This window comes from Bradyrhizobium sp. 604_D8_N2_3, from assembly GCF_051810765.1.
Lineage (GTDB): Bacteria > Pseudomonadota > Alphaproteobacteria > Rhizobiales > Xanthobacteraceae > Bradyrhizobium > Bradyrhizobium barranii.
This window is the reverse complement of record NZ_JBPWPM010000001.1, coordinates 6,060,767-6,083,799: the sequence shown is the minus strand read 5'-3', so window position 1 is coordinate 6,083,799 and position 23,033 is coordinate 6,060,767. Positions and strand designations below refer to the sequence as shown.

The 23,033-nt window shown below is 62.6% G+C and carries 22 protein-coding genes and 1 riboswitch; of the genes, 9 read left to right on the top strand and 13 right to left on the bottom strand.

Translation table 11 applies throughout. From position 1 onward, the window contains the following. Positions 1-17 precede the first annotated feature (17 nt). Positions 18-260 (bottom strand): PilZ domain-containing protein, encoded by a 243-nt coding sequence (locus AB7245_RS29275; RefSeq protein ID WP_071917354.1) that lies wholly within the window; start codon positions 258-260, stop codon positions 18-20. Between the two features lie 185 nt (positions 261-445). On the opposite strand from AB7245_RS29275, the gene AB7245_RS29270 reads away from it, so the two are divergent. Further along, the gene (locus tag AB7245_RS29270) at positions 446-739 is read left to right on the top strand and encodes an HdeA family protein (RefSeq protein WP_014494092.1); all 294 of its coding nucleotides are present in this window, start codon (positions 446-448) and stop codon (positions 737-739) included. A gap of 123 nt (positions 740-862) precedes the next feature. Here AB7245_RS29270 and AB7245_RS29265 read toward each other — a convergent pair whose 3' ends face one another. After that, on the bottom strand, positions 863-1,327 hold the full coding sequence (locus AB7245_RS29265; RefSeq protein ID WP_354125893.1) for a PaaI family thioesterase: 465 nt from the start codon (positions 1,325-1,327) through the stop codon (positions 863-865). Between the two features lie 363 nt (positions 1,328-1,690). Between AB7245_RS29265 and AB7245_RS29260 the strand changes: the two genes are divergently transcribed. Together AB7245_RS29260 and AB7245_RS29255 are read left to right on the top strand one after the other, a co-directional pair. Further along, positions 1,691-1,987 (top strand): hypothetical protein, encoded by a 297-nt coding sequence (locus AB7245_RS29260; protein WP_084795357.1) that lies wholly within the window; start codon positions 1,691-1,693, stop codon positions 1,985-1,987. A gap of 103 nt (positions 1,988-2,090) precedes the next feature. After that, positions 2,091-2,345, top strand: coding sequence for a hypothetical protein (locus tag AB7245_RS29255; protein WP_085404272.1), 255 nt, complete (start codon positions 2,091-2,093; stop codon positions 2,343-2,345). Positions 2,346-2,348: 3 nt separating this feature from the next. Here the strand turns inward: AB7245_RS29255 and AB7245_RS29250 are convergent, their stop codons facing one another. Continuing rightward, positions 2,349-2,588, bottom strand: a complete 240-nt coding sequence (locus AB7245_RS29250; RefSeq protein WP_028152656.1) for a DUF6894 family protein — start codon at positions 2,586-2,588, stop codon at positions 2,349-2,351. 147 nt (positions 2,589-2,735) lie between these two features. Further along, positions 2,736-2,924 (bottom strand): hypothetical protein, encoded by a 189-nt coding sequence (locus AB7245_RS29245; protein ID WP_071917357.1) that lies wholly within the window; start codon positions 2,922-2,924, stop codon positions 2,736-2,738. 452 nt (positions 2,925-3,376) lie between these two features. Between AB7245_RS29245 and AB7245_RS29240 the strand changes: the two genes are divergently transcribed. Together AB7245_RS29240 and AB7245_RS29235 are read left to right on the top strand one after the other, a co-directional pair. Next, positions 3,377-3,628 carry a hypothetical protein gene (locus AB7245_RS29240; protein WP_148312138.1) on the top strand — a complete coding sequence of 84 codons (252 nt, stop codon included), beginning with the start codon at positions 3,377-3,379 and terminating at the stop codon, positions 3,626-3,628. A gap of 93 nt (positions 3,629-3,721) precedes the next feature. Next, a complete protein-coding gene (locus AB7245_RS29235; RefSeq protein ID WP_354131430.1) occupies positions 3,722-3,961 on the top strand; it encodes a DUF2798 domain-containing protein in 240 nt (79 codons plus the stop codon). Positions 3,962-4,850: 889 nt separating this feature from the next. Here the strand turns inward: AB7245_RS29235 and AB7245_RS29230 are convergent. The 6 genes from AB7245_RS29230 to AB7245_RS29205 all read right to left on the bottom strand — a co-directional run bounded on the left by AB7245_RS29230 (position 4,851) and on the right by AB7245_RS29205 (position 11,884). Beyond that, positions 4,851-5,018 carry a hypothetical protein gene (locus tag AB7245_RS29230; RefSeq protein ID WP_094184405.1) on the bottom strand — a complete coding sequence of 56 codons (168 nt, stop codon included), beginning with the start codon at positions 5,016-5,018 and terminating at the stop codon, positions 4,851-4,853. A 262-nt stretch (positions 5,019-5,280) separates the two neighbouring features. Further along, positions 5,281-5,472, bottom strand: a complete 192-nt coding sequence (locus AB7245_RS29225; RefSeq protein WP_085404274.1) for a hypothetical protein — start codon at positions 5,470-5,472, stop codon at positions 5,281-5,283. 245 nt (positions 5,473-5,717) lie between these two features. Further along, positions 5,718-5,954, bottom strand: coding sequence for a DUF6894 family protein (locus tag AB7245_RS29220; RefSeq protein WP_063986255.1), 237 nt, complete (start codon positions 5,952-5,954; stop codon positions 5,718-5,720). Between the two features lie 1,189 nt (positions 5,955-7,143). After that, the gene (locus AB7245_RS29215; RefSeq protein ID WP_166342530.1) at positions 7,144-8,157 is read right to left on the bottom strand and encodes a glycosyltransferase family 2 protein; all 1,014 of its coding nucleotides are present in this window, start codon (positions 8,155-8,157) and stop codon (positions 7,144-7,146) included. 1,632 nt (positions 8,158-9,789) lie between these two features. Continuing rightward, positions 9,790-10,032 (bottom strand): DUF6894 family protein, encoded by a 243-nt coding sequence (locus tag AB7245_RS29210; RefSeq protein ID WP_085404277.1) that lies wholly within the window; start codon positions 10,030-10,032, stop codon positions 9,790-9,792. Between the two features lie 1,654 nt (positions 10,033-11,686). Next, positions 11,687-11,884 carry a hypothetical protein gene (locus AB7245_RS29205; protein ID WP_063982347.1) on the bottom strand — a complete coding sequence of 66 codons (198 nt, stop codon included), beginning with the start codon at positions 11,882-11,884 and terminating at the stop codon, positions 11,687-11,689. A gap of 292 nt (positions 11,885-12,176) precedes the next feature. Here AB7245_RS29205 and AB7245_RS29200 point away from each other — a divergent pair, with 292 nt between their 5' ends. The 3 genes from AB7245_RS29200 (at position 12,177) to AB7245_RS29190 (ending at position 15,159) form a co-directional block, all read left to right on the top strand. Then, the gene (locus AB7245_RS29200; RefSeq protein WP_166091088.1) at positions 12,177-12,350 is read left to right on the top strand and encodes a hypothetical protein; all 174 of its coding nucleotides are present in this window, start codon (positions 12,177-12,179) and stop codon (positions 12,348-12,350) included. 631 nt (positions 12,351-12,981) lie between these two features. Continuing rightward, entirely contained in the window at positions 12,982-14,070 is a 1,089-nt protein-coding gene (recA, locus tag AB7245_RS29195; RefSeq protein WP_014494106.1) for a recombinase RecA, read from the top strand. Between the two features lie 93 nt (positions 14,071-14,163). Further along, the gene (locus AB7245_RS29190) at positions 14,164-15,159 is read left to right on the top strand and encodes a hypothetical protein (protein WP_166342527.1); all 996 of its coding nucleotides are present in this window, start codon (positions 14,164-14,166) and stop codon (positions 15,157-15,159) included. A 152-nt stretch (positions 15,160-15,311) separates the two neighbouring features. Here the strand turns inward: AB7245_RS29190 and gcvP are convergent, their stop codons facing one another. The 3 genes from gcvP to gcvT all read right to left on the bottom strand — a co-directional run bounded on the left by gcvP (position 15,312) and on the right by gcvT (position 19,888). Next, entirely contained in the window at positions 15,312-18,179 is a 2,868-nt protein-coding gene (gene gcvP, locus AB7245_RS29185) for an aminomethyl-transferring glycine dehydrogenase (RefSeq protein ID WP_354131477.1), read from the bottom strand. A gap of 180 nt (positions 18,180-18,359) precedes the next feature. Further along, positions 18,360-18,728: a glycine cleavage system protein GcvH gene (gene gcvH, locus AB7245_RS29180; RefSeq protein WP_354131433.1), complete on the bottom strand. Its 369-nt coding sequence runs from the start codon at positions 18,726-18,728 to the stop codon at positions 18,360-18,362. Between the two features lie 11 nt (positions 18,729-18,739). Beyond that, complete coding sequence (gene gcvT / locus AB7245_RS29175; protein ID WP_354131478.1) at positions 18,740-19,888, bottom strand: glycine cleavage system aminomethyltransferase GcvT; 1,149 nt, start codon at positions 19,886-19,888, stop codon at positions 18,740-18,742. Between the two features lie 143 nt (positions 19,889-20,031). Beyond that, a riboswitch (glycine riboswitch) is annotated at positions 20,032-20,120 on the bottom strand. A gap of 233 nt (positions 20,121-20,353) precedes the next feature. Between gcvT and alaS the strand changes: the two genes are divergently transcribed. Further along, positions 20,354-23,032, top strand: coding sequence for an alanine--tRNA ligase (gene alaS / locus AB7245_RS29170; protein ID WP_354131434.1), 2,679 nt, complete (start codon positions 20,354-20,356; stop codon positions 23,030-23,032). The last annotated feature ends 1 nt before the right edge of the window (position 23,033 follow it).

Sequence of the window (23,033 nt, the reverse complement as noted above, 5' to 3'; positions counted from 1 at the left end):
TGTTCACATCGCGCACGCTATCGTACGAAAGCGAGGCCGATGCGCCTGTCATTGCGCCATACGGTGCGGCAATTCCGTACGAAATTGTCGCGCGCGATCGAGAGCGTGAATGATTTCGGCAATATGACGGGGGAATCGAGCTCGATCGCCGCGCCGCCTTCCGACATGTTTCGCACCGTGCACGCGATGCCGCTGCTTTCAAAGGTGATCGTTCCACCCTTGAAAACACGGTAACGCTGCGCTGCACGTTTCTCGATCATCGGCATTAATCCATAACGATGATTGTGAAGTAGTGCATAGAAATTACGTTGAAATAAACTCAATACTGGCGCTACTTGCACAGCGCTTCAGAGTTCGTTTACGACGTTGGAGCGGTGAGTCGCTTCCCGCCGACTTTCCCTCATAAGCCCTTCCTTTATGGCGTTACGCGCCGATGGAGATATTGATGAAGACTACGCTTTCGCTTCTGTTCGCCGCAGCGCTCTCGCTGTCATCGATGCCCGCCCACGCCGTCAAGTGGGACCTCTCGACCATGACCTGCAAGCAGTTCCTCGAGAGCGGCGAAGACAACATCGCGGTCGTGCTGACCTGGATGGACGGCTGGTACAAGGGCGACGAGGACAACGCGATCATCGACACCGAGGTGTTCATCGAGAACGCCAAGAAGTTCGGTGCCTATTGCGGAAAGAATCCGACCGTCAGCGTCGTCACCGCGGCTGACGAAATTCTCGGCAAGTAATTCCTGAAGCTGACTGAAGCGCGGACGCAATCGCGCTTCAGTCCCTCGTTTCGATGCGAAATTGATTGGAGAGCCGCGGAGCGCCTTGCGCGCTCACGCGGCTCTCTTCTTTTTGGATGATGCTCAGCCCGGCAGCATCGCGAACGCGCTCGACACCATCGCCACCTGCTTGTTGTCGGAGGCCGAGAGCAGCGTGACGCGGCCAAAGCTCATGGTGCGTCCGAGCCGCACCACGCGGGCGTCGGCGAGCACATCCGAGGAGGAGACCGCACGCATGAAATGCGTGGTCTGATCGACCGTCGTCATCGGACGATAGCCGCGATTGGCGGCGAGGTTCGCGATCACCATCGCGGTATCGGCAAGCGCCATCAGCGCCTGGCCGCACACCACGCCGCCGTTGCGGCACAGCCGCTCCGAGAATGGCATGCGCAGGAGCGCGCCTGGCTGCCAGTCCGGCTCGTCCAGCGGCGGCAGGTGCTCGAGGCGCTCGACGGCGAGGTTGAGATCCTGGACCCAGGGCGCAAAGACCTCGCCGAGTATGCGTCTGGCCTCAGCGATGCCGAACTCGGCTTCTGGCTGCGATGGCATTGCTGTCGGTCCCCCCTGTGTTGCTGGATGTTTCGGCTATTCTGCGCGCATCGGCGCGGCAAAGTCACCCGGTCTTCGGTCGGCTCTGTCGGCTTGAAAATGCCTGACTTGGGCCGATATGATACTGGGCTTGGGAGCGGGTGGGCGATGTTGCGTCGGTGTGTCCTTGTGTTTGGGTTGATAGCGCTAGGTCTCGCGCTGGACGGGTGCACCAGATGCGGCCCGATTTGGGACGACTGGCTGCAGGCGCCGAAATCGTGCAGATCGGACCGGCTCTAGCGCGCCATTCGGCCCTGGCGGGACGTTGACAAGAACGACAAGGCGCGGTTGACCCGCCCTTCATGGATGATCAAGGAGTCAATGATGAAGCTTTTCCGTATGGCGGCGGTGCTGCTGGCCGTGCTGGCGGGACCGGCCTACGCGCAAATGCCCAATCTCAATTTGCTGCAGGAGGGTCCAGGCAAGACCCCCGAGGAAAAGGCCGCGGAAGCCGAGCGTGACAAGGCCTACAAGGAAACGCTGAAGAAGATTCCGGATTCCAAGGCGTCCAACGATCCCTGGGGCGGCATACGTTCCGACCCGCCGAAGCAGGCGGCTGCGCCGAAGGCGTCGGCCGCAACCGGCGCGCCCAAGAAGAAGTCCGGCACGACCGCCAATTGACCTTGTCCCCGATCGGAGGCGGCTGATGCCTCCGGCCGGGACTCCTCTTCGGCCGGCCTGCTTCCTACATCTCCGAGAGCGTATTGCGTTGAGGAGGAACGGCATGGCCGATCGTCCGCGGGATCTCGCCGAGCGGATGGCGCGCCGGCGCAAGATGGGCGGCAAGCCAGGCGAGCGCGGCGGCGACGGCTTCTTGCGTGAGACTTTCACTCTGCCGCGCCCGGCGGCGCGGGCGAGGGCGGAGGCTTTCTTCGCCCGCTACCCCAAGGCCGGCTACATGAGCGCGGTCGAGACCTGGCGCGAACTGCCGGGCGGCGACATCGAATTCACCATGCGGCGGCTGCCCAGCGCCGACTAGACGTCAAGTCTCCTCGAAGGATTCGGCGATGATGCGGATCCGGAACACGGGCTCCTTGGCCTCGTCCAGCAGCTCCATGTGCCATTCGGAGTTTTCGTTGAGCTTGCGCGCGAGGCCGGCGGCCATGTCGGCGCAGATGCTGGTCATCATCTTCCAGGCCGCATCGCGATCGGCAAATTCCGTCGCCTGGTCCGCGCAGCCGGAATAGCGGCCGTTCCGAATTCGAAAGAAGTAGAGCGGCATGGCTGGCACCGGTCACATGATGGTCCCGCCTCCCGGGCCATGGGCGCGCGCAGTGCAGTCCCAAACCAGGGACAGATCAATTCCGGGCCGCTACGGACCACACCTCGCGGGCGCGCGTGGCTCCGGCATCCGGCTCGGGTGGTTTGTTCATGCGGTCTTGCGCCCGATCGCCTTCAGCTCCCGATCGATGCGCAGCTGCACCCGCCGGATCGCCAGCAGATCGATCTTCGTCTCGGTCTTGCCCGTCCTGATCTCGTCACCGATGCGGAACTGCCATTGCCAGACTCCGGGAAGCGCCGTCGTGGCAACTGTGAACTCAACGCCCCTGTGATTCATGGTCATCTCCACGATTCACCCTCCATTCACCGTGAACATGTTGGGCGTCACCCTATTCCTGCGACAAGCGAAATTTGGCGGTAAGCCTTGGATAGTTCACGGTAATCTTTGGAACCGCGCGCGGTCCGAAACAAACGAAATCGAGTTCCGAAATCCGTGCACGGAATCCGGGCAAGGCGTGGCAATTCACACGGCCTTGCCGTGCCACGCCGAGGAACTCTGTTCATGGTCGGAGAACCACGGAACGCGAGATCCGCGCATTTGATGACACATCGCTGCGAAGCGCGGTCCGGATTCCATTCCGCATCTTGTGGAACCCAAAGCGGCGCGCGTTGCTACCGCCGCCATTCAAAGCGAACAGGTGCGGTCGATACTTTTCCACTTTTGCGTGTCATGTATCTATGCTCTGCTTGTGAACGACGGTTCGAACGCGATGTCACGAAGGGGAAGGTGTGAGCTGGCTGAGACATCTTGTGCTGCGCTGGGGTGCACGGAATTTCTCGCTGACCTGTCCCCATTGCCGGCATCCCGCGTCCTCATCGAGCTTCAAGCGCGCGCGTTTCATGCTCGGTGACGAGAAGCTCGTCTGCGAAGAGTGCGGCGAGACCAGCGTCGTCACGTTCTGGCGTTTCGAAGGACTATCGTCGCGGCCCGATTGCACTGAAGCGAGGCGGCGCGCGCCGCTGTCCGATTCGCGGCACTGATCCTGCGCCGGTGGTGCGCGTCGAAGTCCACTCCATGCGTGCTGCGGCATATGCCTTGCTTGGCCTCATGACGGCAAACAACATGGGCGCGTCATGCTCGGCATTCCCCGCCGCTACTCTCATTTCGTCTTCGGTGTCATCCAGTCCGGCCTGACCTCGCTGATCGCGGCGGGCATCGCCAGCTTTCCCGCTTCTGGCGCGACGGTCTTCCTCGCGCACTGGATGGTGTCGTGGCTGATCGCGTGGGCCGCGATGCTGCCGATCGTGCTGCTCGCGGCGCCTGCGATCCGCGCCTTCTCGCTGCGGCTGACGCGAGAGGAGAGGGCTCCGTGAGGCGGCCGGCAAGCATGAAAAAAACCCGCTTGGGGAGAGCCAAGCGGGTGAAAGGTTATTGGAGGCTGAGGTGCTGGGCTGCAACACCGTAGCCCCACGACCCTAGCCGGTTGAGCTTACGACAGCCTGACAGGGCCGGCAGATCGGCTTTCAACCTGCCGCACCTCCGCGCCCGCAAACAGAAAACCCCGCTCGGGGCAGAGCGGGGTCCTCGACTGTGTATGGAGGCCCGGTGTTGGTCCACCGGGCACAGCCAGACTAGGAGACCAGGCTTACGGGTGCCTGACGGCCGGCACCGAAATCTGCGTCGGGAGGCCGCAGACTGGCCCCGCACGCGTCCCAATTTGGCCACCCGATCGCACCACTGGAGCCACACCCCTCGGCGAGATTTCGCATCGTCGGCGACGCCATGGGGGAAACGTGGTGCGCCGGCAGCGGGGTGGCATCATGGATAACGTAGAGCGGTCATTCGCCGCCGCGACGGCGGCTGGCTTCGTCGTGCTGGTGATCGGCCTCGTGCTGCTGGCGCTGCTGTAAGGCGTACCGGCGGACGGCAGCCAAGGCCGGACCGGGCTAAAGCAGGCGCTTCGATCCTGGGTGGGCACCCAGGACGCCGCCGCGCCCTTTCAAAACATGGAAAACAACCCCATGCACAGTAGGGGGTCGGGCGATTTCGTTGTGCGATCAATGGCTTAATTATGGTATTTGGATACCTTAAATGGCGCGCAACGGCTCCGGGGCGCACCCCGAGCGCAATGCCGGATCCTCGACATGAACAGGGGCTGGCTCTGCCGGCCCACGCCTGCGACGCGCATTCCCGACGGCCGGTACGGCGGCTACCCGCCCATCGCGGCGCAGCCTTGGTCAGATCGGAAGCCCGTCGGCGGGCTTAGTGGACCTTGATCTCACCGAGAGGAAGGCGGAGTTCGGCGGCGCGCTCTTCGCGGTCCTTCTTGCGAAACTCGTTTTCCTTCCGCTCGAACTTCACCATTTCCTCGTGCGCCGCCGCCAGGAGGTGATTGCGCCTGACAGCATTGGGGTGCGCGTCTTCCGTCATGTTCCTGGTCCCCGTCGTTGCGATCCGATCTCGAAGAAAGCCGGACATCGCAGAAAGGTTCGATGCCGCAGGATTGCGGAATTATGACGGCGCACGGCGGCTGCGTCTTTGATGCGCGTCATCTTCAGTCGAAGGGTGACGAATGCGGAGGATCGGCAAAAATCAAAAAGGCCGCCAACCGAGGCGGCCTCTCATCATCTTTGAATCACTTGATCTTTGAATCGCTTGCCCGCTAGCGGCAGGGCTTCTAGCGGCAGGGCTTCTAACGACAGGGCTTGCCAATCATCTGGGCATGCCGGCTGTGGCAGCCGTCGTGCAACTGAGACTTCCTCGTCACCTTTGCGCCGACCTTCGGGGCGCCCGATGCCGTCGCGGCATTCGAAATCTGGGCTTGCGCCGGCACCGAACCGGCGAGGACAGACAGCGCCAGAGCGATCTTGAGGATTGCCTTCATCGTGCCTCCCGAGGTTGTTCGAACGGTACGCAAAGTAGCGCTACTGATGTGAGCGTTACATATTGTAGCGCTACATTCAAGTTCGATCAGAGGCATGACGACGAGCCGCCGTCCTTGCGGCGGACCGAGATGGGGCAAAGTGAGGTAGATCGCAGATGAGGCGGGGCGAGCGCTCCGCGGAATGGACCGATCAGGCGGCCTCGGTCCGTCGCGACGTGCACGCCCTTATGGCGAGCCGTGGCGGCCTATTGCTTCGTTGTCGGTGGCTCGAAGATGAGGGCGGCTTGGAACACCCGCCCGGCGTCGGTGCGGACTTCGATCGCAACGTCTGTTCGATCCTCGTGTCCCGCCAGGTCGCGCGCAAGGCCGCTCAATGTCTGCGTCGCCTCGATCTCTGCTTCGCGCTGGGTTCGAAACTCCAGTCCCTCATCGTCGGCATAGAGGCCGGTGTCGTCTCGGATATCGAAAAAGTACCGGACCATGGCGCCGCCTCTCAGAGAGAGTATCGGCGCCAACCCTGCCTTGTGAGGACTGTTCCTATTTAATTTCGGCGGCTGCAATCCGGGTGCTGTCCCAACCCCGCGGCGCGGTTGGCGTCCCGTTGGCCGACGAGAATTCCAAGGCCGCCGCTTGCAGGTTGGGCAATCGCAGACCTGGACGCGGAGCGCTGTTGAACCAGGTCAATCATAGCTGCCTTTACGGACGGTCTCGATCCGCCTTGCATCCTCCTACACCTGTGGCGGCGTCACCCTTCCTTCGTCTCTCGTCAGGGCGGCCAGCCTGTCCAATTGGCTAGCCACGCCAGTGAGGCTCCGGGCGATGTTCTTCAACAGGAAGGCCCTGTCCGCCGAAACCCCGGATGCTTGAGAGAGGACCTTGTAATGATTTGCGAGTTCCTCGCATTTAGCAGCGTCGATCATAATTGAGCCCATCTATGAAACAGGTCAACAGCTCAACCCTAATACGGTTCCCACGCGGGGCGCTGACGACCCTTGGCGTTGCAATGCCTCGCATCCTACCACAGCTATTCGTCGTCAGGTTGTGTTCTGCGCCACAAATCGCGTCACTCCCGAAATCAAAGGCCACTACGCCAGGAAACAGGCTCGTCCCTGAAGACGGCCCCGGCCGGTGGGGCTTGATAGGGGTGAAGGCCGGGGCCGCTTGGGGATGCTTGGCCCTTGGCAAAGACCAAGCGAATCCGAGTTTAGTCGACCCCCACCGCGCCTCTGTTCGTTTCAGCACATAATTGCCAAATTTTCCTGCCCCGCATTCGCATGCGCAAATGCATCTCGAGGACCGGTACGGTTTCTCTGTCGTCTTCGATTGGCAGACCACGGAGACGTGCGTATTGCCTGACCGGCACCCTCGCAGGGCAGATTTTTTCATTCGGATGGGTGGCATCGGTTGGATGATGTCCGACCGAGAGCGCAAGGGCCTGGCGATCATCGAAACAGCTGCGCCCGATGTCTATGCGGGCGCGCGGCAGTCAAGTCCGCCGCATTGCCAAAAATTCCCGCGACCGATGGGCCGCGGCATACTCCCGTCCGGCTTCCTCGGTGCGCTCCGGATCGGGAGACGGGAGCGGCTTTGGGAGGGACTGATTTTCGGTCACCTATCTCAGTGTCTCAAACGCAGCTGTGGCAACTCTGACACCGGGACTGCCGAATGAGCTCACAGGAAATCCGTGCAATGAGCGATCCCCGGTAAGGTTGCAATCGCACCCGGTGCGCGCGCCCAGGCTCGGATCGCCAGGTTGGCCGCCTTCAAAACCGAGGGGCGCAAGATTTGAAGCGCATCGCGGATCGTTGCGCTCAGGGGCTGCCGACGGATCCGTGTGCGCAGCCGGGCAACCCGCAATGCACGCACCATCGTTTCAGGATCGGGAAGTCCGCGCTTATCCTCCAGAAGGCTCCAGGCGAGGTGCTTGAGTTCGATGGTCTCCTGGTCAATCTGAGGGAACGATCCCAATGCCGTGATGCTCGCGTGGTTGGTCGTGTCGTAGAACACAAGACCGTCGTCGATCGCCACCATGTCGCCCTGGCAGGCGAGATCGAGAAAGAACAGTTGGTCCACGCCCCAACTGATCGACTTGTAGTTTCGCATCAGGCAACCGGCCCGGATGACCTTGCCGTTGATCAGCAGGGTCGACGGGACAATCCCAAGCAATCGGGTCTTGCCCGCCAGATAGAGATCCGCCAGGCACTGCTGGCCCGAATACAGATAAACCTGGCGTCCTCGCCGGTACCTTATGCCGCTGTCCTGAACGAGATGAGATGTGGAGGTCATGAACGCAGCGGCGGGGTACCTCCTCGCCAATTCCGCAAAAGTCGCAAGCGATCCTGGCGTGAGCCAGTCGTCGTCGTGCAGCACTTTGATCCAGTCGCCGCGACATGCGAGCATCGCGTTGTTGGTATTCTCAACCTGGCCGCGGCCGCGGTGGTTCTCGATAACGCGAATGCGCGGGTCGCTCCGCGCGTGCTCGGACAGGATGCTCCAGGTCGCGCCTTCCGGACCTTCGTCGTCGCTGATCACCATTTCCCAGTCGGCGTGCTCCTGCTGCAGCACGCTTTGAATCGCACGGCGCACCATCTCCGGTCGGCGGAAGGTGGGTATTGCCACCGAAATGAATGGGCGGTGTTCCGAACTCTGGGAGCTATCGAACCGCTCGGCGTACAATTGATCCATTCATCGTACCTCGTTGATCGAAGCGGTCGTGGCTGGAAGTGGCAGACCCTTCTTCGGTTTGAGCCTGTTCGCAGAGCATCTTGAATCGAACCGAGCGAACGAGGCGCGTGAATGCTAGGGAGACGATCTCGATGCGGTCATCGTCCATTCGCATGAACTTTGTTCCCGCAGGCCGCGACGTTTCGAAGCGGCCGCTTGTCCGCCTTGGTGAAAGAGTGTTCTGCTTCCCCTCGCTTTCTGTCGCCGCAGCAGCCGCGCCAACGCGGTGACGGATCAAGACGGGGGCGGCCAATCGAGCCGGCGTTGGTTCAGTTTCTTGCGGAGCTCTTGGAGGATTTCGCGAAGCTCTGCCGCGTTGCTTCTTTCCGAGAGGGAAGCGAGGCGCGAGCGTGATGGCGTTTTCAATCACCGGTAGATTGCCAAGGGCCGCTCGGTGACAGGTGGAGGGTGACTGCGTCCTGCCGCGACGTGCTGTCTCACCTCGCGACAATTGAACGACTTCAAATCCGGCCACGGCTCGTTTCAAAGGCTCGTTTCAAAATCGGACAGTGAGGTCGGAAACAGACCACGCCCAAACCCGGGTGCTGTCCCAATTGGGACACTCGGAACATCAAGTCAGGACAGGCTGCTTGTTGGGCTTCAGAAGCAAGAACGCCGTCCGCTTAAATGAAGCGCGGACGGCGGCTTTCCAGCCCCGGGAGGGAAATTGTAAAATCCCGATATCGTTTTGTCTGCACGTCCCGTGCCAAGGTTCATCGGGCCAGCCGCAGGAATTGGGAAAACCTTCATCCTCAAGCGTTGATGCCGCCAACGCGAATGACCACGCCGGGACAGAAACCGGATCTGTGCCGGCAACGCGATACCTCAGGCGCGTCTGCTTCTAGGCTGGCTTGGGCGGTTGAAGCCCCGGCGATCTCAGCCACTCGCTCATGTGCGAGCCGGTCTCAGCCTGTCTGGCTTTGCGGAGGAGGTCCTCTCGTTGAGGACCGTGAGGGAGGGCTTTAGCTTGTTCGCGGAGGCGTTTCGCTTCTCCGGCAAGTCGTTCTTCCAGTGACACGGTCTGCGTGAAACGACGGCGCTGCTTCATGACACAACCTCGTCTTTACGGGTCCTAACCGCAGGGTTTGAGTTCCAGCGAACTTAATATGCAGACGGGCCACCTTCAGTTCCAAAGTGAACTTTTCAAATCAAGCCACGGTGAATTTCAAACCAGGCCACCGCGCTCGGAAACAAGCCAGCACCAAATCCGGGTGCTGTCCTAATTAGGACAGCGGGGCTGTCAGATTGCGACATCAATAAAAACGCCGCCCGCTTAAATGTCGCGCGGGCGGCGGCTTTCCAGCCCCGGAGAGGTGGATGCAAAACCCCGGTGATGATGAGTGTGCACAACCTGTGCCAAGGTTTTATGTCACGTTGCGGGACGCCGCAGCGGGGATCGGGCCACCACCTACCGCGAACTTCTGAGAATCAGTATTGTCTCGAAGAAAGAACGTCGTGGGGGCAGTACTTGTTACGGGATTGCCGAAGGACTATTCGCCTGTCTAGCCAGATTACCGGCCTTTGACGCGAGCTTTCGGCTGATTGCGAAGACGACGTCTTCAAGTGAAAGAGGCCGCCACTGAGGCGGCGTTATCATTGCTTGCTGAAAATCCTGGAATTGAAAATGGCCGTGACTTCGAGAACACGGCCAGTTCTGTTACGAACTTCCACCGCGAAATGCTGGCCCGTTGAACCTTCCATGACCGCATCGCGGGCGGCATCGACAAGTGCGCCGAGCGCCATATCGTGTGCCGCCTCGGCGTCCAGCAGTTCGACGCCATCTTTGTCCTGCGAGAAGATGCCATCCGACCTGAGGTCGAAAAAATACTGAGCCATCGATGCTCAGCTTACTTAGGTGCCTGCAAACCCGAGGAATTGACCCACTCTTCGAGGTGACATGCGGTGTCAGCCTGACGGGCTTTCCTCAGCATCTCATCCTTCTGAACGCCGGGCGAAAGCTCTGCCGCCCGGGTGCGGATATCGTCAGCGAAGACCCGCAGCCTGTCCTGAAGAGATACGGATTGTCTGATGCGTTGCCGTCTTTGCAAGGCGCTGCTCCCTGTTCGAGGGGGCGGGAGCGCTGTGATGGAGCGTTCTCGTCACCGATGGTAGCCACGATCCGGGCGGTGATGGTGAAAGTGTGCGCTCGGATCAGGGGATTAGCGAGTCCTCAATTTGTCCCGCCATTCGGAACTTTTACGAATTAGGACACTGCCGAATTCAACTTGGGACACAACGGCTCAAATGCGGACAGCACGCTCCGCCGCAACTTAGCGCCATGTTATTGAGCTGGGCGTGTCGCTAAAGCAGAAAGAACGGGCGCGGCATGGATCCGGCGGCCAGCATCTTCAAGATGATCTATCGGGATCAACCAGTCAGTACGGAGGGGGCTTCCTTGGCGGAAGGAAGACTTCACGAAACGAAAGAGGCCGCCAACCGAGGCGGCCTCACGAGACCCGGCCCATCGCCAACGCGCGCATTGTACGATGGACCGTTCCGGGTGGATGGCGCGAGAGTGTCGCGCCACAGACCGGAATCTCAATCCCGATGTTGGAGAGTCGTTCCCGTCAGGCCGCCCACTGAGGCGGCCTGACTTCATCCGCCTACAAAGCGGGTTTGCGTGACCAGAAATACGAAGCCGATTCCGGTCACGGCGAGGAAGGTGCAAAAATACCGGATGCGATACATGCCGAACCAACCCGGGCGTGCCGCCATGGTTCAGGAGGTCGGCGAGCTCTCCGCCCATCTGGTGGTCTAGGCCGAGGTTGGACGGAGAGCCGCGCGCCGGACCCCCGTCGCATGACAATGCTAGGAACGTGCCATGACAGTCGTGTGAAACTGTCGGCGCCGCTCAGTGGAGATCAGGCCACAAATGAAATGAAAACGCCGCCCGCTTGAAATGAAGCGCAGGCGGCGGCGTTCCAGCCCCGAGAGGGATTAGCAAAATCCCGGATATTGATCAGTCCGAATGGATGACGAGAAGGTTCAACGGCACAACGCGACCAAGCTCAAATGGATGCGTGGCGGCGCTGCGTCGAACTGGGCATTGAAATCCCCCAGCCCAATAGATACGGGCAGGAGACGAGATCGTTTCACACGCGCAGAGGCGGATTAGGGCACTTCTTTTCCGTGGTTCTATGAATGGCGAGCTTGCGCGTTTTTCCCGGAGGGATTGTCGGCTGACAGCGTGGCTGACTTGGAAGGCTACATCGAAATCCTTTTGCGAAAGCTTCGCCGGGAAGCTGGCAAAGAAGCCGCCAACTGAGGCGGCCTTAACCGGTCTTCCGTTCGAGCATCGCCATTTCAACTTGGTCGGCCAGGACTGTGAGATGACTTGCGAGGCGGTCGAATAGTTCGCGCTTAGCGGCGTCGGTCGCGGATGAGAGCGCACTCCGCCGCGTCCTTCCGCAGCTTCTCAAGTTGAACCAGATGATCTTGCATGGCCCGCTGGCCCGCTGTTTCGAGAACCAGCGGAGTCAACGCGACGGGCTTACTTCGGCGGCTGCAAGCCGGATGATTTCAACCATTCCTCAATGCGGGCGGCGACATCGGATTCGTGGGCCTTCTTCAAAAGAGCCTCTTGCTCTGGGGCCGCCTGCAATTGTTCTGCCTTTTCTCGCGCTAGTCTGGCTTCCTTGATGAGCCGCTCTCCAAGCACTCTATCCGGTTTGAATCGGAAGCGCTTCATGACTTCCTCCTGTCACAAAGTTCGCTCTGCTTAAAACTTTCAAGGGGCACAGAAGTTCTACGGAACTCTACACCTCATGTTCGCTTAGCGGAACACATTCGTTTGCGGTCCGTTCTTCAAATCCAAATCGGGCCACCGCGAAAATCAAACTAGGCCACCGCGCTCGGAAACCAGGCCAGCATCCGGGTACTGCCGAAATAGGCCACTCGGGATTGCAAAGTAGGCCACTGGTAGGAACTAAGGGATTGCCCGCCCTGTTGCATGTTGTTCCTCCCTCTAAAGGAACAGCCTTATGGCCGACGACAACAATAAAAATCCAAATGAGAAGCAGCCCGGCGAGAATCCGGACGGCAAGTACCATTTCAATCCTGGGAACATGGCCGGGAAGAAGCCCGGGGATCCGGAGCAGACTGCCGAAAACCGTGGCGAGCAGCCGCACGAGGACAAAGAAAAACCCGCCGGTTAGATGCCGGCCACTCGCAGATGCGAAGTAGGGCCACTATAGGACCGCACCGGACGGCGGCTTTATGGCCGGCCACTCACCGAAGAAAAATGGGAATGGATTGTTTATCCCAGGATCGGGCAAGGAGATCGCTTCGCAGGAATGGCTCCCACTAGAGCGGCCTCAAAGGGAGCGCGGGCCTACATCGATGAGAAGCTGGATGGAAAAGAGGCCGCCAACTGAGGCGGCCTCAAATCATCAGGATCAGCCAGACGATTAGGCCAGCGTTCACGGTGCCTACGGTGACAATACCTGTCTGAATAAGTCGCTCGGTCATGGTGTCACCCCCCGATTGAGAGGGAACCCTGCGCTCAATCGGAACGAGCGTCTATGCAGATTGTGCCAGAACCGGGAAATTTCGGTAATATATGACGGCGTGTTCCGCCCGTGAATACACCTTATGGTTGGCCCAGAACAAAACAGGCCACGTGTCATTTCAAACCAGGCCAATGTCGCCGGAAACAGGCCAGTACCAAAATCCGCGAAAGAACATATTGCGAACTTGGAACAAATAGGGTACATTACTTTTATCGCCGGCCCGCCCCGCCAATCGTTTGTCCCTCTAGCGAATCCTCGCCATAAGGAGCACGACCCAATGTCCAACACTGCCCTGCGTATCGTCGAAGGATCTTCCATGGACAAGAGTAAAGCTCTGGCCGCCGCGCTCTCCCAGATCGAGCGCCAGTTCGGCAAGGGCTCGGTGATGAAGCTCGGCAAGAACGACCGGTCGATGGATGTCGAGGCGGTGTCCTCGGGTTCCCTCGGGCTCGACATTGCGCTCGGGATCGGTGGTCTGCCGAAGGGGCGCGTCGTGGAAATCTACGGGCCGGAATCCTCGGGCAAGACCACGCTGGCGCTGCACACGGTGGCGGAAGCGCAGAAGAAGGGCGGAATCTGCGCCTTCATCGACGCCGAGCACGCGCTCGACCCGGTCTATGCGCGCAAGCTGGGCGTCAACATCGACGAGCTCCTGATTTCGCAGCCGGACACGGGCGAGCAGGCGCTGGAGATCTGCGACACACTGGTGCGCTCGGGTGCGGTGGACGTGCTGGTGGTCGATTCGGTCGCGGCTCTGGTGCCGAAGGCCGAGCTCGAGGGCGAGATGGGCGACGCGCTGCCGGGTCTCCAGGCCCGTCTGATGAGCCAGGCGCTGCGCAAGCTGACGGCCTCCATCAACAAATCCAACACCATGGTGATCTTCATCAACCAGATCCGCATGAAGATCGGTGTGATGTACGGCTCGCCGGAAACCACGACCGGCGGCAACGCGCTGAAATTCTATGCCTCCGTCCGTCTCGACATCCGCCGCATCGGCGCGATCAAGGAGCGCGACGAAGTGGTCGGCAACACCACGCGCGTCAAGGTGGTGAAGAACAAGCTGGCGCCGCCCTTCAAGCAGGTCGAATTCGACATCATGTACGGCGAGGGCGTCTCCAAGATGGGCGAGATCCTCGATCTCGGCGTCAAGGCCGGCATCGTCGAAAAGTCCGGCGCCTGGTTCTCCTACGACAGCCAGCGCCTCGGCCAGGGCCGCGAGAACTCGAAAGCGTTTTTGAAGGCCAACCCTGACATCACCGCCAAGATCGAGACCTCGATTCGCCAGAACTCCGGCCTGATTGCCGAGCAGATTCTTGCCGGCACCCCCGAGCGCGACGCCGACGGCGAGGAGCCGGCGGACGAGTAAGACCTAACGCGAAAAATTATCGCGAGGAGCGGGCGCTGAAGACGTTGAGTTGCCGACGTCGTCAGTGCCCGTTTCGTTTTGGGGGCGTTCGCGATGAAACGCGTGATCCTGACCAGTTCGTCCGGCGTGGGTCTCACCTACGCAAATCGTGCCGACATGGTCGTCCCGTTTATCTTTCGCTTCGTTTCGGGGCCACTGCCTACCTCGCATCACCTCGAGCAATACCTGACGGGAGGCTATGTCAGAGGCGATCCAGAGGTGCGTTGGTCCGATCTTGTTGGCCGGTTGCCTCAGACCGGTCTAGCGCACAAGGAGACAGGCCTGATTTGGTTTTGCGAGACCTATGGCGTCGATCTCATCGAGCTGTGGTTCGACCCTGAGCCCAATAGTCAGTTGCAACTGATCTGGATCCTCGATTATTTGCGGTCCCATCCATCGATCACCGATCGTCTGAGATTGCGACGTGTCAATTTCGATCTGCGCGGAGCGGACGGCACAGAGCTTCGCGATCGTATGGTGCGGGAATTGGAGGTCGCGGACTGCGACTTCGAGATCGCCAACATGGCCTGGGAAGCCTACCGGGCGCCAACGCCGGAGCTCTGTTTCGGATTGCTCGGCAGGGATTTCCCCAGGCTGCCCTTCCTGAAGCCTGCGATGGAACAATTGCTGGCAGAACTGCCATCACCAATCACCGGACTAGGTACGACGGAAGCGCGGCTTCTCGACCTGATTGCGCGGGGGCACAACCGTACCAAGGAGCTGTTTCAACCGGACGGTCCGCTGCAAACGCGCGTGTTCGATCAATGGGAATTGGGCCCGCTGCTCGAAGGGCTTGGGTCCGGCCCAATGCCGGTGATCACGGGTCTCGATCCGAAACTCGCGACGCTGGCCCCGCACGATGCGCGAGGCCGCAACGCCGCCTTTCGCCGAAGCCGGCTATCGCTCACCGAATTTGGGGAAGCGGTCCTTGAAGGCCGGGAGGATTTCCGCCGTCAAAACCCGATTCGACGCTGGTGGGGTGGTACGCTTCTCACCAACGAACGGCTTTGGCGGTGGGACCGAAAGAACTGTTCGCTGGTTGCACCCTAGATACGCGTTCGGGGCCGTAGGGTGGGCAAAGGCGCGTAAGCGCCGTGCCCACCATATTCCAACGCGCACAAAGGTGGTGGGCACGCTTCCGCCTTCGCTCTTCGAGCTACGGCGGACAAGTCGCTTTGCCCACCCTACGAAGCTACGATCCCTTACTCCGCCGCTTCCGCGTAATCGCTGACCGGCGGGCACGAGCACACCAGGTTGCGGTCGCCGTAGACGTTGTCGACGCGGCCGACCGGGCACCAATATTTGTCGGTGCGCGAGGTGCCCACGGGGAAGCAGCCCTCGGCGCGGGTGTAGGCGCGATTCCAAGCATCATCCGCGATGTCGTGCACGGTGTGCGGGGCGTGGCGCAAAGGCGAAGCCTCGATCTTGAAGCGGCCGGCCTCGACCTCGGCAATCTCCTTCCGGATCGCGATCATGGCGTCGCAGAAACGATCCAGCTCCGCCTTCGATTCCGATTCGGTCGGCTCGATCATCAGCGTGCCCGGCACCGGAAAACTCATGGTGGGGGCATGGAAGCCGTAGTCGATCAGGCGTTTTGCGATGTCGTCCACGGTGACGCCCGACGTCGTCTTCAGCGCGCGCGGGTCGACGATGCACTCATGTGCGACGCGGCCCTTCGCGTTCTTGTAGAGCACCGGGAAGTGCGCATCGAGGCGCGCGGCAATGTAGTTGGCGTTGAGGATCGCGATCTCGGTGGCGCGCTTCAGGCCGTCACCGCCCATCATCAGAATGTAGATGTAGGAGATGGTCAGGATCGACGCCGAGCCGAACGGCGCGGCCGAGACCGGGCCGACCGGTGCTTCGGCTTGCGTCGCCGGATGACCGGGCAGGAACGGCGCGAGATGCGCCTTCACGCCGATCGGGCCCATGCCGGGGCCGCCGCCGCCATGCGGGATGCAGAAGGTCTTGTGCAGGTTGAGATGGCTGACGTCGGCGCCGTAATCGCCGGGCCGGGACAGGCCGACCTGCGCGTTGAGGTTGGCGCCGTCCAGATACACCTGGCCGCCATGGTCGTGGACGATGTCGCAGATCTCGCGAATGTGCTCCTCGAACACGCCGTGCGTCGAGGGATAGGTGATCATCACCGCGGCGAGATCTTTCGAGTGCTTCTCGGCCTTGGCGCGGAGATCATTGACGTCGACGTCGCCGTTCTTCTCGCAGGCGACCACCACCACGTCCATGCCGACCATCGCGGCCGAAGCCGGGTTGGTGCCGTGGGCGGAGGAGGGGATCAGGCAGATTTTTCGGTGCGTCTCGCCGCGCGCGGCATGATAGCCGCGGATCGCGAGCAGTCCGGCATATTCGCCCTGCGCGCCGGAATTCGGCTGCAGCGAGATCGCGTCATAGCCGGTGATGTCGCACAGCCACTTTTCCAGCCGCGCGAACAGCGCGTGGTAACCCTTGGCCTGCTCACGCGGCGCGAACGGATGCAAGGACCCGAACTCCGGCCAGGTCAGCGGCATCATCTCGGTGGTCGCGTTCAGCTTCATCGTGCAGGAGCCGAGCGGAATCATCGCGCGGTCGAGCGCGAGATCGCGGTCGCTGAGCTTGCGCATGTAGCGCAGCATCTCGGTCTCCGAGCGATGCGCGTGGAAGACGGGATGGGTGAGGAAGGCGGTAGTGCGCTTCAGCGCCTCCGGCAGCGCCTCGCGCGTGGTGGCGTCGATTTCGGCGTAAACAAGCGTGCCGCCGAACGCGCGCCAGACCGCCTCGACGGTCGCCGGCGTTGTGGTCTCGTCGAGCGCGATGCGGAGCGCGGTTTCGCCAACGCCGAGGTTGATTGTCTCGGCGGTAGCGCGCGCGACGATCTCGGCGCGCCTGGCACCGGCGTCCACGCTGAGCGTGTCGAAGAAGCTATCCGACTGCGGCGCGAAGCCGAGCTTGCGTAGGCCGGCGGCAAGCACGGCGGCGCGGCGATGCACGTTGCGCGCGATCTGCGCAAGCCCCTCGGGGCCGTGATAGACCGCGTACATCGAGGCGATCACGGCGAGCAGCACCTGCGCGGTGCAGATGTTGGAGGTCGCCTTCTCGCGGCGAATGTGCTGCTCGCGGGTCTGCAGCGCGAGGCGATAGGCCGGCATCCCGCGCGAGTCCACGGAGAGGCCGACGATGCGGCCGGGCAGCGAGCGCTTCAGCGCATCGCGCACCGCCATATAGGCCGCGTGCGGCCCGCCATAGCCCATCGGCACGCCAAAACGCTGCGCCGAGCCGATCGCGATGTCCGCGCCGAGCTCGCCGGGCGAGGCGAGCAGCGTCAGGGCCAAGAGATCGGCGGCAACGATCGCGAGTGCGCCCTTGGCCTTCAACGTCGCGATCGCGGGCCTGAGGTCGCGCACGGCGCCCGAGGAGCCCGGATATTGCAGCAGCGCGCCGAGCACGTCGGCCTTGTCGAGATCGGCGAGGGGATCGCCGACGATCAGGGTCCAGCCCAGCGGCTCGGCGCGGGTGCGCATCACCGCCAGCGTCTGCGGATGCACGTCCTTGTCGACGAAGAAGGCTTTTGCTTCGACCCGCGAGTGGCGCTCGGCGAGCGCCATGGCTTCGGCCGCGGCGGTCGCCTCGTCGAGCAGCGAGGCGTTAGCGACGTCGAGCCCGGTGAGGTCGCAGATCATGGTCTGGAAGTTGAGCAGCGCTTCCAGCCGGCCCTGGCTGATCTCGGGCTGGTAAGGCGTGTAAGCCGTGTACCAGGCGGGATTCTCCAGAATGTTGCGCTGGATCACCGCGGGCAAAACCGTGCCGGAATAGCCTTGGCCGATCAGCGAGGTGAAGACCTGGTTCTCTCGCGCGAGCTCGGCCATGTGCGCGATCGCCTCGGTCTCGCTCAAGGGCTTGCCGAGATCGAGCGGGGCGGTCTGCCGGATCGAGGCCGGCAGCGTCTCCGCCATCAGGGCGTCCACGCTCTTGGCGCCGACGGCCTCCAGCATTGCGGTGACGTCGCGCGCCGACGGGCCGATGTGGCGGCGAACGAAGGTGGCGGCGGTGTCGCCATTGGATTTGCGGTGCGCGGTCATCATGGGTCCTCGCTTTAGATTTCGCTGTCGCCGTCATGCCCCGCGAAGGCGGGGCATCCAGTAAACGCAGGCGTCACGGCTTGAGCCGAGAAGCCGCGGCGTACTGGATCACCCGCCCCAGTGCGCAGTGCGCACAAGGCGGGTGATGACACCGAATATGAGGTCAGAGTTCGCTTCATTTCACGCCGTGTGGGCCTTGTAGGCGGCTTCATCCATGAGGCCGCCGAGCTCGCTCTTGTCGGCAATCTTGATCTTGAAGAACCACGCCTTGCCTTGCGCGTCGGAGTTCACCAACGCCGGTTCGGCGGCGAGCGCGTCGTTGGTCTCGAGCACTTCGCCGGTGACAGGCGCGTAGACGTCGGAGGCGGCCTTCACCGATTCCACGACGGCGGCGGCTTCCGCCTTCTTCAGGCTGCGGCCGACCTTCGGCAACTCGACGAATACGACGTCGCCGAGCTGCGACTGCGCGTAGTCGGTGATGCCGACGGTGGCGACGTCGCCGTCGATGGCCAGCCATTCATGGTCGGAGGAGTACAGCGTCGTGGTCATTTTCTCAGTCCTCAGCGTTTGTAGGTGTTTTTTACGAAGGGCATGGCGGCGACCGTGAGCGGCAGCCGCTGGCCGCGCACTTCGGCGAAGAGTTTTGTATCGAGCGCGCTCGATGCCATGGGCACATAGCCCATCGCGACGGGCGCGTTCAGGCTCGGGCCGAAACCGCCCGAGGTGACCTTTCCGATCGGCTCGCCGCCCGCTTCATCCGCAAACAGCGGCGCGCCCTCGCGCACCGGCGCGCGGCCTTCCGTGCGCAGGCCGACCCGGCGGCGGCTCGCGCCGTTGTCGAAATGAGCGAGGATCACATCAGTGCCGGGGAAGCCACCGGCGCGGGCGCCGCCGCTGCGGCGGCTCTTCTGCACCGACCATTCCAGCGCGGCCTCGACCGGCGTGGTGGCGGTGTCGATGTCGTGGCCGTAGAGGCAGAGCCCGGCTTCCAGCCGCAGGCTGTCGCGGGCCCCTAAGCCGATCGGCATCACGTCGGGATTGTCCAGCAGCGTCCTGGCGAGGCGCTCGGCATCGGCCGCGGGGACCGAAATCTCGAACCCGTCCTCGCCGGTGTAGCCGGAGCGCGAGACGAAGCAGTCGAGACCGGCAACCTTGTGCGGGCCGGCGTCCATGAACTTCATGGAGGGCGCCTCTGCACACAATTTCGCCAATGCGGCTTCCGCCTTCGGGCCCTGCAGCGCGATCAGCGCGCGGTCTTGAAGCGAATCGATGATGCAGTCATCCGAGAGATGCGCGCGCAGATGCGCCTCGTCCCCTTCCTTGCAGGCGGCGTTGACGACCAGGAACAGGTGATCGCCGAAATTGGCGACCATCAGATCGTCGAGAATCCCGCCGTCCGGATTGGTGAACTGGGCATAGCGCTGCCGTCCCGGGGCAACCGCCACGATATCCTGCGGCACCAGCCGTTCCAGCGCGCGGGCGGCGTCCTCGACCTTGCCCGACTTCGGCCGAAGCGCGAGCTGGCCCATGTGGGAGACGTCGAACAGGCCGGCGGAGGAACGGGTATGGAGGTGCTCCTTCAGGACGCCCGCGGGGTACTGCACGGGCATGTCATAGCCCGCGAACGGCACCATCTTGCCGCAGAGGGAGACATGAAGCCCGTGAAGGGGCGTACGTTTCAGGGAATCTTGGTCGTCGCGCGCAAGCATCACGGGGCCCTCGGCGGTTCCCCGGGGACGATTCCCCGGTAGCAACCAGTCGAAGCCCCATCTGTCGCTGTGCCTGAGAGTATTATCCCGTCGGCGGACGTCGTCCGGGCTATGCCCGTCGGCGCCTCTTTCCAGATGTCGTCAAAGCCACGCGGTCCTTTTGCCTGAGAGTTTCCGGGGCGGTTGCTCCTTCGGCGCCGGCACCAAAGCCGGTCTCTCCCGACGTGGCCGTACGATACAGATGGGTACAGACCACAGGCCGGCCAAGCCTGTCAACGCGCACCTGGCGGCTTTCAACGGGATTGCAAACGGGGTTGCGCGCCTGCGGCAACTCACTGATCTCCTTGCACAGTTTCTGGACAGCGCAGCTGGCCTTGTCTAAAAGCGCTTTGACGCGCAGATATCAGCCCAAATGCCCGGTTTGGATGGCGTATCGCGGGTCCAAGCACACCCGATTGGATGAACATGAGCGGCGTCAACGAGATCAGGTCGACCTTTCTGAACTTCTTTGCCGAGAACGGCCACGAGATCGTGTCGTCCTCGCCATTGGTGCCGCGCAACGACCCGACGTTGATGTTCACCAATGCCGGCATGGTGCAGTTCAAGAACGTCTTCACCGGCGTCGAGAAGCGGCCCTATCAGCGTGCCACCACCTCGCAGAAATGCGTGCGCGCCGGCGGCAAGCACAACGACCTCGACAATGTCGGCTACACCGCGCGCCATCTCACCTTCTTCGAGATGCTCGGCAATTTCTCGTTCGGCGACTATTTCAAGGAGCGCGCGATCGAGCTGGCCTGGACCCTGATCACGCGGGAGTTCGGGCTCAAGAAAGACAAGCTGCTCGTCACCGTCTACCACACCGACGACGAGGCGGCTGGGCTGTGGAAGAAGATCGCGGGCTTCTCCGACGACCGCATCATCCGCATCCCGACCTCGGACAATTTCTGGGCGATGGGCGACACCGGCCCGTGCGGCCCGTGCTCGGAGATATTCATCGACCGCGGCGATCACATCTGGGGCGGACCTCCGGGCTCGCCGGAAGAGGACGGCGACCGCTTCCTCGAATTCTGGAACCTGGTGTTCATGCAGTACGAGCAGGTGACGAAGGAGGAGCGCGTGGATCTGCCGCGTCCCTCGATCGACACCGGCATGGGCCTCGAGCGCATGGCCAGCATCATGCAGGGCGTCGACAGCGTGTTCGAGACCGATCTGTTCCGCCATCTGATCGATGCGACGTCGTCAGCGCTCGGCGCCGGGCCGAACGAGCAGACCGTGGCCTCGTTCCGCGTCATCGCCGACCATCTGCGTTCCTCCGCCTTCCTGGTCGCAGACGGTGTGCTGCCCTCGAACGAGGGCCGCGGCTATGTGCTGCGCCGGATCATGCGCCGCGCGATGCGCCATGCGCAGCTGCTGGGTGCGAAAGAGCCGCTGATGCATCGCCTGGTCTGGGCGCTGGTGCGTGAGATGGGCCAGGCCTATCCCGATCTGATGCGCGCGGAGAATTTGATCGAAGAGACGCTGCGGCTGGAAGAGACCCGCTTCCGCAAGACGCTGGTGCGCGGCCTTGCCATCCTCGACGAGAAGAGCGCGTCCCTGAAGAAAGGCGACATGTTCGACGGCGACGTCGCCTTCACGCTGTACGACACCTACGGCTTCCCGCTCGACCTGACCCAGGACGCGCTGAAGTCGCGCGGCATCGGCGTGGATCAAGCTTCGTTCACCGACGCGATGGAGCGCCAGAAGGCCAAGGCGCGCGAGTCCTGGAAGGGTTCGGGCGAGGCGGCTTCCGAAGCGATCTGGTTCCCGCTGCGCGAGAAGCTCGGGGCCACCGAATTCCTGGGCTATGAGACCGAGAGCGCCGAAGGCGTGGTCTCCGCGCTGGTGAAGGACGGCCAGGAAACCGCGAGCCTCAAGGCCGGCGAGACCGGCGCGATCGTGCTCAACCAGACGCCGTTCTACGCGGAGTCCGGCGGCCAAGTCGGTGACACCGGCGTGCTCAGCGGCGAAGGCGGCATCAAGTTCCGCGTCACCGACACGCAGAAGAAGCTCGGCGATCTCTTCGTTCACGTCGGCACCGTCGAGAGCGGCGAGCTGAAGCTCGGCACCGCGCTCCAGCTCGAGGTCGATCACGGCAGGCGCTCCTCGATCCGCGCGCATCACTCGGCGACGCATCTCATCCACGAGGCGCTGCGCCAGGTGCTCGGCGATCACATCGCCCAGCGCGGCTCGATGGTCGCGCCCGACCGTCTGCGCTTCGACTTCGTGCATCCGAAGCCGATCACGGCGGAAGAGCTCGCCCGCGTCGAGGACATCGCCAACGACGTGGTGCTGGAGAATGACGAGGTCACCACGCGCGTCATGGGCGTGGACGAAGCGCGCGAGGCCGGCGCGCGCGCCCTGTTCGGCGAGAAATACGGCGACGAGGTTCGCGTCGTCTCGATGGGCCGGACCGCGCGGGAGCGCGGTGCCAACGCGCTCGGCTGGTCGGTCGAGCTCTGCGGCGGCACCCATGTGAAGCGCACCGGCGACATCGGCCTGATCACGCTGACCGGCGAGAGCGCGGTGGCCTCCGGCGTGCGCCGCATCGAGGCGCTGACCGGCAACTATGCGCGCAGGCACGCCAACGAGACCATGGCGCTGGCGAAGACCGCGGCCAACGAGCTGCGCACCTCGATCGACGACGTTCCGGCGCGCATCACAGCCCTGATGGAGGAGCGCAAGAAGCTCGAGCGCGAGCTCTCCGACGCCCGCAAGAAGCTCGCGATGGGCGGCGGTACATCCGTCGGGAACGGCGCAGCCGCAGGCGTGCGCGAGGTCGGCGACGTCAAGCTGATGGCGCGCGCGGTCGAGGGCATCGAGATGAAGGATCTCAAGAGCCTTGCGGACGACGGCAAGAAGCAGATCGGCTCCGGCGTGGTCGCCATCGTCGGCGTCACCGAGGACGGCAAGGCCGGGATCGTGGTCGGCGTCACCGCCGATCTCACCGCGCGCTTCAATGCCGTGAACCTGGTGCGCGTCGCCTCCGAGGCGCTCGGCGGCAAGGGCGGCGGCGGCCGGCCCGACATGGCGCAGGCTGGCGGTCCCGATGGCGCCAAGGCGCCCGAGGCGCTCGCGGCGATCGAAAAAGCGATGGCAGGCGCGTAAA